This is a genomic window from Solibacillus isronensis, from assembly GCF_023715405.1.
Classification (GTDB): domain Bacteria; phylum Bacillota; class Bacilli; order Bacillales_A; family Planococcaceae; genus Solibacillus; species Solibacillus isronensis_B.
The window spans coordinates 151,596-167,450 of record NZ_JAMBOC010000003.1 but is presented as its reverse complement, the minus strand read 5'-3'; the positions used below and the strand labels follow the sequence as shown (position 1 = coordinate 167,450).

The 15,855-nt window shown below is 38.7% G+C and carries 14 protein-coding genes; 5 read left to right on the top strand and 9 right to left on the bottom strand.

The features are described from left to right. Positions 1-14: 14 nt before the first annotated feature. Positions 15-488 carry a flavin reductase family protein gene (locus tag M3166_RS14580; RefSeq protein WP_251690594.1) on the bottom strand — a complete coding sequence of 158 codons (474 nt, stop codon included), beginning with the start codon at positions 486-488 and terminating at the stop codon, positions 15-17. Positions 489-1,044: 556 nt separating this feature from the next. Here M3166_RS14580 and M3166_RS14575 point away from each other — a divergent pair. Next, complete coding sequence (locus M3166_RS14575; RefSeq protein WP_251690593.1) at positions 1,045-2,337, top strand: MFS transporter; 1,293 nt, start codon at positions 1,045-1,047, stop codon at positions 2,335-2,337. A gap of 105 nt (positions 2,338-2,442) precedes the next feature. Here M3166_RS14575 and M3166_RS14570 read toward each other — a convergent pair whose 3' ends face one another. After that, on the bottom strand, positions 2,443-4,248 hold the full coding sequence (locus M3166_RS14570) for a V4R domain-containing protein (RefSeq protein ID WP_251690592.1): 1,806 nt from the start codon (positions 4,246-4,248) through the stop codon (positions 2,443-2,445). A gap of 176 nt (positions 4,249-4,424) precedes the next feature. Between M3166_RS14570 and M3166_RS14565 the strand changes: the two genes are divergently transcribed. The 4 genes from M3166_RS14565 (at position 4,425) to M3166_RS14550 (ending at position 8,721) form a co-directional block, all read left to right on the top strand. Continuing rightward, entirely contained in the window at positions 4,425-5,321 is an 897-nt protein-coding gene (locus tag M3166_RS14565) for an alpha/beta fold hydrolase (RefSeq protein ID WP_251690591.1), read from the top strand. A gap of 24 nt (positions 5,322-5,345) precedes the next feature. Then, on the top strand, positions 5,346-6,515 hold the full coding sequence (locus M3166_RS14560; RefSeq protein WP_251690590.1) for an acyl-CoA dehydrogenase family protein: 1,170 nt from the start codon (positions 5,346-5,348) through the stop codon (positions 6,513-6,515). A gap of 70 nt (positions 6,516-6,585) precedes the next feature. Further along, complete coding sequence (locus M3166_RS14555; protein WP_251690589.1) at positions 6,586-7,566, top strand: VOC family protein; 981 nt, start codon at positions 6,586-6,588, stop codon at positions 7,564-7,566. Positions 7,567-7,668: 102 nt separating this feature from the next. Beyond that, positions 7,669-8,721, top strand: a complete 1,053-nt coding sequence (locus M3166_RS14550) for an AbrB family transcriptional regulator (RefSeq protein ID WP_251690663.1) — start codon at positions 7,669-7,671, stop codon at positions 8,719-8,721. Positions 8,722-9,004: 283 nt separating this feature from the next. Here M3166_RS14550 and M3166_RS14545 read toward each other — a convergent pair whose 3' ends face one another. The 7 genes from M3166_RS14545 to M3166_RS14515 all read right to left on the bottom strand — a co-directional run bounded on the left by M3166_RS14545 (position 9,005) and on the right by M3166_RS14515 (position 15,724). After that, positions 9,005-9,808, bottom strand: a complete 804-nt coding sequence (locus M3166_RS14545; RefSeq protein WP_251690588.1) for a carbonic anhydrase — start codon at positions 9,806-9,808, stop codon at positions 9,005-9,007. Positions 9,809-10,112: 304 nt separating this feature from the next. After that, entirely contained in the window at positions 10,113-10,475 is a 363-nt protein-coding gene (locus M3166_RS14540; protein ID WP_251690587.1) for a hypothetical protein, read from the bottom strand. Between the two features lie 21 nt (positions 10,476-10,496). After that, positions 10,497-10,931 (bottom strand): SgcJ/EcaC family oxidoreductase, encoded by a 435-nt coding sequence (locus M3166_RS14535; RefSeq protein WP_251690586.1) that lies wholly within the window; start codon positions 10,929-10,931, stop codon positions 10,497-10,499. A gap of 21 nt (positions 10,932-10,952) precedes the next feature. Then, on the bottom strand, positions 10,953-11,447 hold the full coding sequence (locus M3166_RS14530; RefSeq protein ID WP_251690585.1) for a GNAT family N-acetyltransferase: 495 nt from the start codon (positions 11,445-11,447) through the stop codon (positions 10,953-10,955). A 332-nt stretch (positions 11,448-11,779) separates the two neighbouring features. Beyond that, complete coding sequence (locus M3166_RS14525; RefSeq protein ID WP_251690584.1) at positions 11,780-12,970, bottom strand: acyl-CoA dehydrogenase family protein; 1,191 nt, start codon at positions 12,968-12,970, stop codon at positions 11,780-11,782. Positions 12,971-12,980: 10 nt separating this feature from the next. Next, positions 12,981-14,153 (bottom strand): saccharopine dehydrogenase family protein, encoded by a 1,173-nt coding sequence (locus M3166_RS14520; RefSeq protein ID WP_251690583.1) that lies wholly within the window; start codon positions 14,151-14,153, stop codon positions 12,981-12,983. An 89-nt stretch (positions 14,154-14,242) separates the two neighbouring features. Then, positions 14,243-15,724 (bottom strand): aldehyde dehydrogenase family protein, encoded by a 1,482-nt coding sequence (locus M3166_RS14515; protein ID WP_251690582.1) that lies wholly within the window; start codon positions 15,722-15,724, stop codon positions 14,243-14,245. Positions 15,725-15,855: the final 131 nt, after the last annotated feature.

The window sequence follows — 15,855 nt, the reverse complement described above, 5'->3', positions numbered from 1 at the left end:
AGATTACTCCCCCTTTATGACTCTACCGTTTCCAATTCAGTTAGTTTGCGATACTTGCCACCAAAGAATAACAAAGGATCTTTTTCTTCAAGGCGTAAATCTACTACTTTACCGATGAATAATGTATGGTCCCCTTCAACGTGCTCCGATACAACTTCACATGTGAGTTGAGCAATAGCTCCTTTCAATACCGGTTGCTCAGCTAATATTTCAAATTCAACTGCTTCTCCCGGTCTGCCGGCAAAATGGCGTGAATAATGCTCTTGATCTTCAGCTAATATGTTTACTGTATATTTTTTCGATTGTGATACTTTCTCTAAAAATTTCGCCTTCTCACCAATTGAAATTACAACAAGCTTTGGGCTCAATGAAACTGACATGAAACCGTTCGCTGTCATACCATGAATTTCTCCATCATTTTCTGTCAATAAAACTGTTACACCTGTAGCAAACTTCCCCATTGCATCTCTAAATAGACGATCATCCATCTCCATTCCTCCATCCATAACTGATTAATTCAATCATAAAGGAGTCAATTTAAAATTATCATTACGTTTTTTATTGAAAATTCTGATAAAAACAATAAAAATTACATGTTACTCCATTTGTAAGGTTTATGGATAATTTTAGTTTAAATTTCAGCTTTATCAGTATTTGATGCGTTCATTAATCGAGAAAATATTATTCATTTTTCTCTAAAAATTGTTTCTTATTTTCTCGAAAATACATTTCGGCGTTATTTTTTATCTTGTAAAACTATTTTTTTTCAAATAAAATTCTTTTCATGAAAGGTTCGGATCCGGATTTTTCTTTCGGACACATATAGAGGTGCCCGAAAATTTTGAAGAAAGTACAAGCATTTGAAGTGTTTTGTAAACGCTATCACTTGTCTAGTATTAACCGGAAAGATGAAAATGACCTCATTTTTAGTTCAATATGAGGGCGAATGGAGGTGGGAAATTATCCTAGCAGTTTATCGGATTTACTAGTGTTTTGTCTGTTAACAAGGTGATGGAAAATAAGACAATACAAGGGGGATTTAACATGCGTTGGGTTGTATTAGGATTTTTATTCTTACTCTCTGTTTTAAACTATACGGATAAATCTGTTCTAGGATTAGCTGCGGAACCAATAATGTCCGAGCTAAATTTAACATACGATCAGTTTGGACTAGTCGGAAGCAGCTTCTTTGCTGCATATGCTATCGGAAGTATTGTTTTAGGTACATTAACGTATCGCTTCAACTCGAAATACCTTCTAATGATGATTGCTGCTGGATGGACGGTTTCATTAGCAAGTGCTTATTTTGTAGAAACATTAACACAATTAGTTATTCTTCGTGTTGTTTTAGGTTTCTTTGAAGGTAGTACGCTTAGTATGTGTCTCGTCCATCTTGCACGATGGTTTAATAGTTCACAACGAGGGCTCGCTACTGCTATTATGACTTCTGGTACAACAGTTGGTACGTATTTAGCTGCACCCCTGTTAGTTATGGGGATTACAAACTTTGGCTGGCAACATACATTCGCATTGTTGGGGGTAGCAAGCTTGATATGGGCAATCTCCTTCTTCTTTATGAGAGACGAGCCAAAGCAACCATTAGTAGAAGATGTTAAATCTTTAGCTTCAAACAAAGAAGTACCATTCAAACATATTTTGAAAGTATTCATTAACCCTTATGTATTATCAATTTTAGTTGTAGGTTTCGTATCAATGTGGATCACTACTTGGGTGCTTACTTGGGCACCTACTTACCTGACTCAGATTGTTGGCCTTAAGCCGCAAGATATGAGTCTAATATTCGCTGGGATGGGTATTGCAGGGACAATATTTGCAATTTGCGCAGGTAAATTTACAGACTTTTTATTTAAGAGAAACAAAAGTCTCATTAAATCATATGACCGTGTATTAGTTACCGTATTAATTGTTGGTGCAGCTGCATATGCGATGACAACTATTGTATCTTCTCCCATTTTAGCATGCGTTTTCTTAGGCATTGGTTTAATTATGAATACAAGTTTACTGCCATTGAATGCTGCGATTAAGACACTAATCATTCCGAAAAATTTAGTAGGATCTATAACTGGTATTTCATTGTCTATCTCTAGTATGGCAGGAATCATAGGACCTTGGATAACTGGCTACTTAATTACAATTGCAGGGGATGATGTCCGCTCTGGCTTTAATGCAGGGGTAATTGTTATCGTTAGTTTATATGTTGCAACTGCAATCGTGCTGCTAGCTACACGTAAATTAAAAATTACAGCTACCGAAAAAGAAAATGAAAGCCGAATTGCTGAAGAACAGGCAAAATTGGAAGTCGCTATAGATCAATAAAGTATTCTAGACATATCAGATAAAAAAAGACTGTAAATAAACTCAAAAATGAGTTTCATTTACAGTCTTTTTTACTGAACAGTTACTAAATAATTGATTTCGTTTTTATCGTTCAAATTCTTCAAAATTCAAGGAATCTGACAGTATTAAAGCCTGAATGACTAATAAAGTATAGGCTGCAGTTGAAGCATTTTTCAGGGAAATTTGTAGTTGATCCTCGATTTGTTTTATACGATATTGAATACCACCAATCGATAATGCCAATTCATCCATTGTTTCCTTTAAGCGTTGACTGTTTAATAAATAAACGTAAAGAGTATGCAATAATTCCTTTTTGCGGGAATCCTCAAAATTATATAACTCTTTCAACGTCTTTTTCGCCATTTCATGTAACTGCTCAACGCTCATATGTTTTACAATATCACCAAGCATTCCTAAATGCTCGTATGTTGTTAGTAGCTTTTGGTTTGGGAAGCGCTGTGCTGTACGTGCTTCTTGCAAAGAGCCTTCGAAATCTTTAAAGTTACTGAATGTTCTACTAAGACCTATTGAGTATTTATACTCACTATTTTGTTTTTCCATTTTATTAAATATTTTTGTTATTTTCTTTTCCCAGCCCTGCTTGTCACTACTTAGCGAATTGAGGATTGCAATATCTTCTCCAAGCACTGCAAAAATACAAGGCAAATCCCACTCTTTTGCCAGCATTGACAGCTGTGTTAGCTGATCATGAATGTCAATAATCTCATTGTTTTTCTTTTTCTTTTTTACACTAATAATCCCTGTTGAAAATGGTGGCTGAAATTTAAAGGGTAAGAATTTATAGTAAGATTCAATATCCTTAATATTACGATTGTGGATTAAGCGTTCCAATAACGAACTGCGCATACGTTGCTGTTCTTCAAACTGTGCCTCTTCGTATAAAATGCATAATGCTACAACTGTGGAAATACGTTCTAAAAATAAATGGTCATTCTCCTCTATATGATTTTCACCAAAGTAAAAAAGTGAACAAGTAGCATAGTTTCTTTTATTTATCAGAACAGGCGCTGTCAGCTTCCAGTATTGATCCCCTTTATACTGTGAAATATTGTGTTTACTATTGAACTCCGATAATTTCACCTTATCTTTTTTTATTGAAAGTTTCTGTTCTTCATTAAAACCTATTTCGCATAACGGATTACCGTGAATATCTTCAATTAAAATCGGAATGTTCAACAAGTCATAAGCAGTCTCTATAATTTCATTCAATGAATGTTTTTCAGTTACTTTTTGCGTGAGTTGACCGTGAAACTTTGATATTTTTTCAAGCACTTGTTTATGATGCAGAAGTGAATCATATGTCATTTCGAGCTCTGATAAAATATTATCATTTTGATAAAGGTTGATCAGTTCTTCTTCCTCTTCCATCCAGTCACGTTCCAGACGAACTTTAAATTCACAGCATGAATCCCCCTTTGCTACGCACTTATATTCAATAGCAATAATTGACTCCCCAAATTCATATGTCAATGCACCACTTGCAAAACCGCATAGCATATGACAAACACATTCATCTGCCAGACCGTAATTTTTAAGATGCAGTGCTGCTTCAAATGATTCTACCCATTGTCCCCATGTATTATTACATTCAATCGTGCCGTCCGGGTGAGCTATAATTTCCCCCATGAAAATAACATCTTTAACATGACCTAAGCGCGAATGTCTTTTACCGACAAGATCTTTGGAACCTTTATTTTGAAGAGTATTTTTTGCAGATTCCATCCCAAATTCTTTGCCAAAACGGAATAAAAAGCCTTTCGTTTTATGGGAACCAATATTGTTAACTAAATTGTTTTTTAATGTGTGGAAGGCATTTGCCGACATTAAAATATCTTTTGTTTTACTAGAATCGAATGCAATTTCACTCATTAAATTCACTTCCCCTTTGATTTTCTATTCCCCATATTACAAAAATAAAATTTGTTTTTCAATAAATTTTAAAGATTCTCACTATTCATTCAATAAAAATCACTATAACTTTTAAATTTTTTTACAGGTATACTCAAAGCAGAAAATACTACTTATCATCACAAGGGGGTAAAACAATGACAATTTTTGAAGGATTTCATAATAGTTACGTATTAGCAAATGGTGTACGTACGCACTATTCTTGGGCCGGAACAGAAGGACCAGCAGTGATATTACTACACGGAGCAGGACCGGGGGCTTGTGGCGCAGCCGGATGGCGTTTTATGCTGCCAGCTCTGGCAAAAGCAGGGTTCCGCGCATATGCAATCGATCAATTATCAATGGGGTTCACAGATGTACGCCCTCATGCATGGCCTGTAAACGGACATCAAAGTTTAGTAGATCATGTACATGATTTTATTGAAGCCCTATGTCTGGATGAAGTATCACTTGTCGGTAACTCACAAGGAGCTTACATTGCAGCTAAATATGCAATCGACCATCCTGAAAAGGTAAATAAAGTAGTTTATATCGGCAGTAATACCATTTATCAGGCAATGCAAGAAGTACCTGAAAGAAAGCTCCGTTCATTCTTGGAAGTAATTGGATACGATTATACAGAAGAATCGTTACGAAAATTTATGTATCGTAATTCAAATGAAGACACAGTCGTTCCGGAAGAGTTGATTCAGCTCCGTCATCAAGCCGCAACCCGCCCAGGTGTACGAGAATCTAATCAAGCATTTGACGCATACTTGGCAAGAATGAATGAGGAACCAAAACTTTGGGATCGCTACTGCATAAAAGATTCGTTACCAAAATTAAAAGTCCCTGGCTTATTTATCTGGGGGAACCAAGATGCTGTTGCACCAGTTGAGACAGGATATAAACTCGAAAAATTGTTACCTAATATTAAATTTGAATATATTGAAAACTGCGGTCACCAGGCACAAACTGACCAACCAGAAATCGTTAACAAACTTGTTATAGATTTTTTAGCAGTTGAAAAAGGACAAAAGGTTACAGCCCAATAAACTATTTTTGAAAGGAATGATTAAATGGTTACCGTAGTTGAAAATAAAGACCTTTATGAAGAAATAATTCAAAAAGCAAAGCGTATTGGTGAAGTTGCAGAGCTAGAAGCAATTGAAGCCGATCACAACTCGACAATTTCTCCCCGCATAGCTGATATTATCCGGGAGGAGGAAATTCACCGTTTAATTTTGCCTAAAGAATTTGGCTATCCACAACTTGATTGGCGCACATTCGTTGATATGGTAAGTACAGTTGGTTACCACAATCTTTCAGCTGCATGGTTAACGTACTTTTTCTCAGCTCATAACGCTTGGGTGTGCTATTACCCAAAACACATTCGTGATGAAGTCATTAATCAGGGAGGTTTTGTAGCAGACGTATTTGCCCCAATAGGCAAAGTAGAAAAAGCGGAAGACGGTTATCTCGTTTCCGGCAAGTATAATTTTGTAAGCGGTATCAACTATTGTGATTGGGTTGGCGTTGGCGCAATGATGAAATTTGATGACAGTGAAAAACCAGAACGTGTAGGGATTTTACTGAAAGTTTCTGACTTGGAAGTTGTAAAAACGTGGGATTCACTTGGTCTTCGCGGATCAGGCAGCAACACATTAATCGTCGATAACATTTTTGTGAAACCTGATGCCATTTTACGTTTCAGCAAAATTATTGAAAATAGCCAGCCACCATATGAAGATTTTGACCAGAATTATTTATACTACAATACACCATTCTACCCTGGATTCTATGTAGGTTTTGCAGCGATGGCTGTCGGTGGTGCCGAGCGTGTGCTTGATGAATTTGAAAAACATACAGCGGGACGCGTACGCTTTTCAGGTGTAAATGAAAAAGAGTCCCCTACCAGCCAACGTGTGCTTTCAGAGCTAAAGCTTGAATTGCTTTCTGCCAAAACACTATTAAATGAATATATCAATATGATGCAAACGGATAAAGGTGGTTCCTACGAAGGGGCTAAATATAAAGCGATTCGTGCAAAAGTTATCGATAAATGTACACAGATCGGTGTAAAGTCACTACTTACATTAGGCGGTCATGCGTTATTAAAAGGTCATCCGGTAGAACTATTTACTCGTGACTTGATGGCGATTGCGACCCACATTACTTCTCTCTATGAAGATGGAATTTTAGGTTACGGCAGGCACTTATTCGGTGTTAATACAAATATTCAAGGTTAATAGCAGGATTGAAAAAGAAAAGATTCAGATGACCTTTTAAAAAAACTAATATCCTATGAGGTGAATATAAATGGAAAAATTTCTTTACGCACCGGAAATCGCAAAATTAGGGCACGTTGCTTTAGTATCAGAAGACCTTGAAAAATCTTTATGGTTCTTCCGTGACACAATTGGTCTGGAAGAAACAGAAGTTGTAGATGGTGTACACTATTTGCGGGCTTGGGGTGATTTCGAACATCATACATTGTCAATTACAGCCGGTGAGACATCTTATATCGATCATATCGGCTGGCGTACAAAACGACGCGAGGATGTAGCAACATTTGCCCAGTTATTAGAAGATGCAGGTACTGAAGTACGCTGGATAAAAGCCGGTGAAGAGGTTGCACAAGGTGAAGCCATCCGCTTTGAACTACCAAGCGGCCACCGTTTTGAACTTTACTATGATATGGAAAAGACGCCTGCGGATGAATCACGAAAATCCGTACTTAAAAACCAAACGTATAAATCTTGGGCTAAAGGGGTTTCCCCTCGTCGAATCGATCACGTAAATTTGCAAACTTCTCACGACAATGCTGAAATTGTGCAATATTTAAAAGAAGCATTAGGTTTTAATTTGCGCGAATATTTCGTCAATCCAGATGATGTGCAGGTTGCAAGCTGGTTATCGGTAACAAACTTAGTGCATGACGTTGCAGTTATGTCTACCCCACGTTCAAAAGAGCCAAATGAAATGCACCATATTGCTTACTGGTTAGACAATGCTCAAGACTTGCTGCGCGCTGCCGATATTTTATGCGAAGCTGACGTACAATTCGTAGGTCCAGGGAAACATGGGATTTCACAAGCAATGTATATTTACGTAAAAGATCCAGGAAGTGGTTTACGCCTAGAAATCTTCACAAACGGCTACTTAATCTTCGAACCAGACTGGGAACCAGTAAAATGGACATATGAAGAATACCTTAAAAACGGTTCCGCATATTGGGGAGACCGCCGTCGCGACGATGTTGATCGTGAGGCACAAGTAAAAGAATTAGCGAAATCATAATAACTGTACCACCAGTATTCATAATGATGAAAGCTGGTGGTTTCTTAATAATAATCATAGCTATGTATACTGCTATAGAAAGGGGTGTTACTGTTGAAGGCAATGCTAAAGGTGTTAATTTTATCTTTAATTGGGGGTTATATTTTTAAACTGTTACACATCCCTATTCCATGGATGCTCGGTCCAATAGTTATCGTCATGTTAGCACAATTCATTTATAAAGGACCGCTCAAATGGTCTGGTCAGATGCGAGATGCAGGTGTCGTCATTGTAGGTACCGTGATTGGTATACAATTTAACACTAATCTATTCGGCATGATAGGTTCTATTATATTTTATATGTTACTATTAAACGTTATTTTAATAGGCGGCTCAATCTGTATTGCTTATTTAACAAGCAGATGGGCAAAAATTCCAATAAAAGCTGCGATTCTGGGAGCTATTCCGGGAGGTTTAGGTCAGATTGTTATATTTGCTGAAGAAGAAAAGGTTGAGGAAATCGGCATTATCTCTTATTTTCAAGTAATCCGGCTATTATTGGTCGTTGTATTTGTTCCATTTATCGTTGCTGGTCAGGTAATAAGTAAACCTTCCGCAGATGCTAAGCTAACAATCAGTTTAGTATTGTTAATTATCCTGGCATGGGCATGTTCCCATTTAACGAAACGTATTCATTTACCCGTTGCATTTTTCATTACACCAATTATTTTATTAATTACACTGCAACTCACTACACCACTTGTTATGCCACAAATACCAGGTGTTGTTATGGATGTTGCTCAACTTCTCATTGGTGCACATATTGGTTTAATGCTCAAGCCACATATGATAAAGCTGCCAGTACGTGTACTTGCAGGTGGCATTTTCAGCGCATTTGCACTAATTGCGCTAACATTCGGATCAAGTTTCTTGATGTCCTTGGCATTGGATACAACATTTCCCACAAGTTTCTTAAGCACAGCTCCTGGTGGTTTAGATCAAATGGTGTTATTAGCTGATGCTGTTAATGCGGAAGTCTCGCTTGTTTCAATGTTTCAAACCTTTAGACTACTCTTCATATTTTTATTAATCATGCCTTTAATGAAAATATTTTTCCGGTGGCGAGAGAAAAAAGAAATTGCTTACAATCAAGAAAACGGTGTCGTTAAGTATTAATTATAATAGAAGAAACTATACCTTATTTAATGAAGGACTGACGCACGAACCCGTTACACCGGTATGGAATTTGGGTGTACAGGAAATAATAAACCCTTTCCTGCACATCCAAATCAAAGCTTCATACAAGTCATTAAATTTGACGAGCCTTCCCGGAAAATCGGAAAAGTCAATTACAACAATATTGACACTCCCCCACTCTTTTTTATTGAAATCCTCTATTACGGCTCTGTTCCTCAAAATAATTTTTATGCAAATTTTTCTCTACCAATTCTTCATTTCTTCAATCTTCATTTTTATTAATTTCCCGTTCATTTATCGGCTGAACAGGACGGTGGTTGTCCGGGAAAATTTGCTGGAATGCCTTTATTTGTGCTTTTGACATTTCAATCGGCTGCTCAAAAATAATCCACTGTACTTCTTCTGTACACGGAGGTGTCGTTAATGAACCAGAGTATTGGAACGTCGTTTCATTTTCTGGCAATAGAGCTTGTAAATCAATTACATGCTTTTCGGAATCACCTTTTACCGCTTTATCTGTCGGCAATCCATTCCACATTGAAGCAAGCAGTTTGTTTTCATTTCCTTCTTGAATCATCAACCCAATAACAGCCAGTTTTCCATTCTCGTCACTATGTACTAGATGCAGTTCCATATCATAGTTTTGACCGTTAAACTGGTGCTCGCTCGGTGTATGGAAATGAAATTGTGAAAGCTTGTACTCATTATTTTCAATGATAATGTGATTGCTTTCTGTTGTGGCATTCGCCTGTATCGTATGACCATTATTTTCGAGTGTAAAAGGTGTTGACTCATAGTGAATCTCACTCTCACCTTTTGATTTTCCATCTGCTTTCACTTCGGGAAACTCAACATTAATCGGCGATTGTTCGCTTCCATTCACACATGTTAAATTGCTGGGATCGAGTTCTCCCCAGCGTTCAGGTCCAGTCGATTCCTCATAAGACCAGTCACTCTGATTAGTACTTGTTGTAATTACTTCTTTTTCTTCACTTTTTTGTTCCGCGCATGCAGCAAGCATCAAACTTGAGAACATCGCTAAAAATAAGTATCCAAGTTTCTTCATCTTCTGTAGCCCCTCTTATCTCTAGAATAATAAAATTATTCCATATATAATTATTTTATCCAAATAAATATACTGGAATATTAAAATTCGGTTAATATAACCTATTCCTTTATCCATATATAGAATCATAATCTAAACTTCTTTTAGTCATTTATACTTCATTTAGCATTCGCTCTTTCAGCTTATTTATAACTTAGAATGCAAATTTGCTTCATAAAAAAAGAGCATGCTCAGTATACTAAGCTCGCCCTTTTCAACCTATAAATGCATATAAACGTTCCTTGTTGGAGTCATTATTAAATATTTAAAAGCACCACTCGAGAGGTGAGCCATTCGCATAATTCATAAAATAAATTGTAGTATCACCCACTCTGTCCACCCATTCAGTATGCACGGTAGATCCTCTGAAAAATAGATCTGTTACATCAAGAAATTCCTTAGCCAGACCTCTAAAATCTTCTTCATTTTCATCAGTTAAAGGTTCACTAAAGTTCCATTCCAGAAACTTTTCAACAGTACCTCTTAAGAGAAAGTTCGCATATGTGTATTGCGAGCTAATTTGATCTTCCAATTCGTTTACCCGGTCTTGTGCCGGATGTGCAAACCAAATTACACCACATAAAACGACCGCGCCCAGCACTCCCTTACTAATCTTCCAATTAATCATTCCTATCACTCTCCACTAAAACTAAAGCAACTGCCTTAATTCCTCCGTCATTTCCTCCACCAGTTCCGGTCTTCCATGAAACTGTGCAGGAGTATTTTGAAATAGCTCCACCTGCCAGCCGTTGTTCTTTTTCACAGCGACTAGTGTTTGATGGACGTTTACGGTAGGCTCAATATCTGATTTTCCAGAAGGAATCATTCCCGCAATCGCATGGAGAATAGCCGCATCTGTTCCTAGCGACCGTATCTCTTTAATTTTTGTTATATAGGGAGCGGTTGGATGCTCTTCAAAGATAGGGTTAAGATGCGCTAAAATTTCTTCTTTGCCAATTAGCTTACTACCATCAAATCCAATTTGGACTCCCTGTTCTGCAAATTGATCAGACATCCCTTTGGCGTCACGTCTATTCCAGGCATCAATCAGTTTATTATAAAGGTCTTCAACTTCAGTATTCATATTAATTTCTCCTCTTGGATTTTACTGACAAAGCTGCACATTTAATACCATTCGCACTGTTTTTAACGTATAGCCCTCAAATTGATCATCGAACTCTTTTAACACTTGAAAGCCTTTTGCGTCATAAAAGCTCTTGCCAATTTTATTGTCCTTTTCAACATTTATATAAATTTCTTTAATACCATCTATTTCATTAATTCCTTTTTGTAATAAAGCCGAGCCAACCCCTTTTCCTTGGTATTCTGGATAAAGGTAAATAGCCCCTAGTTCAGCTTTCCCTTCTTCATTAACAGGCGAGAAATTCGCGAACCCTATAATATTGCTATCGATTTCAGCTACAAAAAGAAAAGAACGTTCCAATCGTTGTTTCATTCTTTCATCATTGTAGGCCATCTTTAGAAACTTTTCTTGAATCTCCAAAGGAATGATCCCCTCATATGTAGCATTCCAGGATTTTTCCGCCACATCCTGAACTTGTGGAATATCTTCAGCATGCATTGTACGAATTAGCGCCATTTTACTCTCTCCTCCGTAACTCTGTAGTTTTATAAGTAAATATTAACATGAATTACCAAAACGTAACGACACCTAAATTTATTAACCTAATCCCTCAATTTTACAGATGTTTATTGCTGCATATGTGAAAATTTATTAGCTAATTTCTAGACGATATTCGTCACTTTGACTGACTTATTCGTCAACTTCCTGTCTATATTCGCCATTTCACTTAACATAATCTCCAATTCCTGCAAGCTATCCTCCAAGCCCCATCCAACACAAACGAATCACCAGTACCCCGCTTGCATACAAAAAAGCGAAAGGTCACAACAACCTTTCGCCTCACCAATTTATTCAAATGGCCAGCTTGGGAGCATACAGCGTAACTTCTTATCTGCACGTTTCCCAAGCACATAATCTGCCTGCATCATTGTATGAATTTCGCGTGTCCCCTCATAAATGACCGGTGCTTTGGAATTTCGTAAATAACGGGCTACTGGATATTCATCGGAATAACCGTATGCCCCGTGGATTTGAACCGCATCATCCGCAGCTTTATTCGCAAAGTCGCATGCCTGCCATTTGGCGAGCGATGTTTCCCTCGTGTTGCGCACGCCTTTATTTTTCAGCACTCCTGCGCGATACACAAGCAGGCGACTCATTTCGTAGCCAGCTTCCATTTTTGCAAGCATTTGACCGACTAGTTGATGCTCACCAATCGGTTTACCGAAAGTTTCGCGTTCTTTACAGTACTTGACGCTCGCTTCGATACACGCCTGAATTAAGCCGACTGCGCCTGCAGCAACAGTAAAACGGCCGTTATCCAGTGCGGACATTGCAATTTTAAACCCTTCCCCTTCTTCACCGAGTAAGTTTTCTGCCGGAATTTTGACATCCTCAAAGAACAGTTCGCCTGTATTGCCTGCACGAATACCGTACTTTCCTTTAATTGCCTTTGAGCTAAACCCAGCCCATTCACGCTCTACGATAAATGCAGAAATCCCATGGTGCGCTTTTTCCTTATCTGTATAGGCAAATACAAGAAAGTGATCTGCGATATCACATAAGGAAATCCAAGTCTTTTGACCGTTCAAAATATAGTAGTCTCCATCACGCTTCGCAAATGAACTCATCGCAGCGACATCCGATCCGGCACCAGGTTCTGTCAGTCCGAATGCGCCAATTTTCTCGCCCTTTGCCTGGGGGAGCAAATATTTTTCCTTCTGCTCTTCTGTGCCCCATTGCATGAGCGTCATACTGTTTAAGCCAGTATGAACGGAAACGGCTGTACGAAATGCCGTATCCCCGCGCTCCAGCTCTTCACAGACAATCGCAAGTGAATTATAGTCCATTCCTGCTCCGCCGTATTTCTCCGGTACACAAACTCCCATTAAGCCCAGTTCGGCAAGTCGCTTCCATAAATTCGGGTCAAAACCGCCGCCTGCATCCCATTCGGCAATATAAGGGATAATTTCTGCATCAACAAATTGCCTTACTGTTTTTCGTAAAAGAATCTGTTCTTCTGTAAATTCGAAGTTCATACCCTCACTCCTACCACTTTACAATCATTGATGAACGGTGTGATGTTTCTTTAATATCCACACCTCGTTTCGCCATTTCCTGAATAAACTCACGACCTGGCACAACCGTTTCCGGTGCAAATACACCACGCTCAACAATCAGTCCCTTACCAATCATTTGGGCCACGATTGAAATCGTATTTGCTGTTGCACGTGCCATCGCCGTCACGTTTTGCTCTGTATCTTTTCTTACGACCATTTCATATTCATACGTAATTTGCTCTTCCGATTTTTCACCTGAAATAATTACACGTAATAGTACTGCATCGACATTATTGCCGATATCCAGTTTTTTCTGTAATACTTCCCTCGTTACTTCTCGGACATTTACTTCACGACCGCCAGCTTCAACTTTATTGTTTTTATCAAGGAAACCTAAATCAGCAAGCAGTTTAAATTGCTCCGCATGACCTTTATAGCGGATTGTTTTGTATTCGAGTGTTTTTACATGAGGAAATGTTTTATATAACGTTGAAATTCCGCCTGATGTATAGAACGCCTCTAATACTCCAAACTCGTCAAAGTAAATCGGCTCCAGTCCTGTTAAAGATTCGACCTCTGTTAGCACACCTTTTTGAATCATTTTCGAAGGCTCTGTATAGTGATCGAATACCCCATCCAGTGAGAACACACGAATATAGTGCAGTGGAGGCTGTGGCGTTGTCGGAATACCACCTACATACAATTTGATTGAATCTACAGAATCAAACTTTGTCGCACCGTAACCCGTTAAAATATTGATCATTCCAGGCGCTACACCTAAATCCGGAATAATCGTCACGCCATTATCGACTGCCTGACCGTGCAGCTCGAATATAGATTCTGTAATTCCGCCAATGTGGCCTCCTAAGTCTACCGAATGCACCCCTGCATCGATTGCCGCTTTTGCAACACGTTCATTGAACTTATAGAACAGTGCATTCACTACTACATCACCACGGCTGATGACATCGCGTAATGCTTTGTCGTCTTCAGCATCAAGTTGTATTACTTCCACCTTATCTGTAATCAATGTATTAACAAATTCCTCTGCAGGACCTGTTGAAACATCTGCTAAATAAATCTTTTTCACATCTTCACTACGGACTAAATCGCGCGCTACTTCTTTCCCCATCAACCCTGCACCTAACACTACTACTTTCATGTAAACATCCCCTTTTTTATTAAGTCAATTACGCATTAGCGTGATTGCGTCCAGAATTTTGAGATGTGATGATTCTTAAAAATGAATCATCAAGCGTTATTATCGATTTGGGCACGTTGCAACTTGCCGCTGTAGTCTATATAAATACTCTTCCATTCCGTATACACATCAAGAGCTGCCTGGCCTGAATCGCGGTGACCATTTCCTGTACCTTTCGTCCCGCCAAACGGCAAGTGAATTTCCGCGCCTGTTGTTCCGGCATTTACATAAACAATACCTGTATCAAGCAACTGCTGTGCTTTGAAGATTGTGTTGACATCTTGCGAGAAAATCGAGCTTGATAAGCCAAACTTTACACCGTTATTCACTTCAATTGCCTCTTCCAAACTGCTGACTTCAATAATACTTATGACAGGACCGAAAATTTCCTCTTGTGCGAGAATGCTTGATGCTTCCACATCGGTAAAAATTGTCGGGGCATAGTAATAGCCTTTTGCCAATTCGCCTACAGATAAAATTTCTCCGCCAATCAGCAAATTCGCACCTTGCTGCTTACCGATCTGTACATAATGATTGATTTTTTCCAGAGCAGCCTTATTAATGACAGGCCCTACTTTAACTGAAGGATCCAACCCGTCCCCGATTGTCAGCTGCTTCGTTGCTTCCACAAGACGATTTTCCAATTCCTGTTTTACATTTTTATGCACAATTACACGGCTGCATGCTGTACAGCGCTGCCCAGCCGTACCAAAAGCACTCCATAAAATACCTTCAAGCGCTAAATCCAAATTAGCATCATCCATTACAATGACTGCATTTTTCCCGCCCATTTCAAGCGAAACTTTTTTCAGATGTTTTCCGCCAAGCTCGGCTACTTTGCTTCCTGTCGTTGTTGACCCTGTAAAGGAAATTACACGGATGTCCGGATGCTCGACAATCGCTGTTCCTACTGTAGGACCTGATCCGAATACAACGTTGACGACACCAGGCGGCAAGCCGACCTCTTCATATATTTTGGCAAGTTCGTAAGCCATAAAAGGTGTTTCGTTAGAAGGTTTCCATATAACCGTATTACCGGCTACGAGTGCGGGGAATGACTTCCATGTCGCAATTGCAATAGGGAAATTCCACGGCGTAATGAGTCCTGCCACCCCAATCGGAGCGCGCACACTCATCGCAAACTTATTCGGCAATTCCGACGGGACCGTTTCTCCAAATAAACGTCTACCTTCCGCTGCCATATAAAGCGCCATGTCGATTCCTTCTTGTACTTCTCCGCGCGCTTCTTCGATGACTTTGCCCATTTCCTTCGTTAATATTTGCGCGAGATGTTCTTTCTTTTCTTTCAGTTTAAATGCAATTTCATATAAATAATCTGCTCGTTTTGGCGCAGGGACAAGCGCCCATTCTTTTTGAGCCGCTTTCGCCTTTTGAGCAGCGAGTTCGACTTGGAATTTTGTCGAAAGTGGTATCGTTCCTAACTGTTCACCATTTGCAGGATTGATCACAGGCATCGTTTGCAATGAATCGTCTTCTATCCATTCTCCACCAATAAAATTTAACAGCTTCATTTCTCCACCTCACAAATTCTCATTTACCTTTCAATTATTCGACATTCTCTACTTTATTCCCTTTTTTTCTCAAAAAGAATAACAGAATAATATTATTCAGTGACAAATATTATTTTCACCATTTTGAAACT

Coding starts and splice junctions, on each gene's coding strand:
- M3166_RS14540 (WP_251690587.1), bottom strand. CDS start 10,475: ATGATTAATTGGAAGATTAGTAAGGGAGTGCTGGGCGCGGTCGTTTTA.
- M3166_RS14560 (WP_251690590.1), top strand. CDS start 5,346: ATGGTTACCGTAGTTGAAAATAAAGACCTTTATGAAGAAATAATTCAA.
- M3166_RS14555 (WP_251690589.1), top strand. CDS start 6,586: ATGGAAAAATTTCTTTACGCACCGGAAATCGCAAAATTAGGGCACGTT.
- M3166_RS14515 (WP_251690582.1), bottom strand. CDS start 15,724: ATGAAGCTGTTAAATTTTATTGGTGGAGAATGGATAGAAGACGATTCA.
- M3166_RS14575 (WP_251690593.1), top strand. CDS start 1,045: ATGCGTTGGGTTGTATTAGGATTTTTATTCTTACTCTCTGTTTTAAAC.
- M3166_RS14550 (WP_251690663.1), top strand. CDS start 7,669: ATGCTAAAGGTGTTAATTTTATCTTTAATTGGGGGTTATATTTTTAAA.
- M3166_RS14530 (WP_251690585.1), bottom strand. CDS start 11,447: ATGGCGCTAATTCGTACAATGCATGCTGAAGATATTCCACAAGTTCAG.
- M3166_RS14570 (WP_251690592.1), bottom strand. CDS start 4,248: ATGAGTGAAATTGCATTCGATTCTAGTAAAACAAAAGATATTTTAATG.
- M3166_RS14520 (WP_251690583.1), bottom strand. CDS start 14,153: ATGAAAGTAGTAGTGTTAGGTGCAGGGTTGATGGGGAAAGAAGTAGCG.
- M3166_RS14565 (WP_251690591.1), top strand. CDS start 4,425: ATGACAATTTTTGAAGGATTTCATAATAGTTACGTATTAGCAAATGGT.
- M3166_RS14545 (WP_251690588.1), bottom strand. CDS start 9,808: ATGAAGAAACTTGGATACTTATTTTTAGCGATGTTCTCAAGTTTGATG.
- M3166_RS14525 (WP_251690584.1), bottom strand. CDS start 12,970: ATGAACTTCGAATTTACAGAAGAACAGATTCTTTTACGAAAAACAGTA.
- M3166_RS14580 (WP_251690594.1), bottom strand. CDS start 488: ATGGATGATCGTCTATTTAGAGATGCAATGGGGAAGTTTGCTACAGGT.
- M3166_RS14535 (WP_251690586.1), bottom strand. CDS start 10,931: ATGAATACTGAAGTTGAAGACCTTTATAATAAACTGATTGATGCCTGG.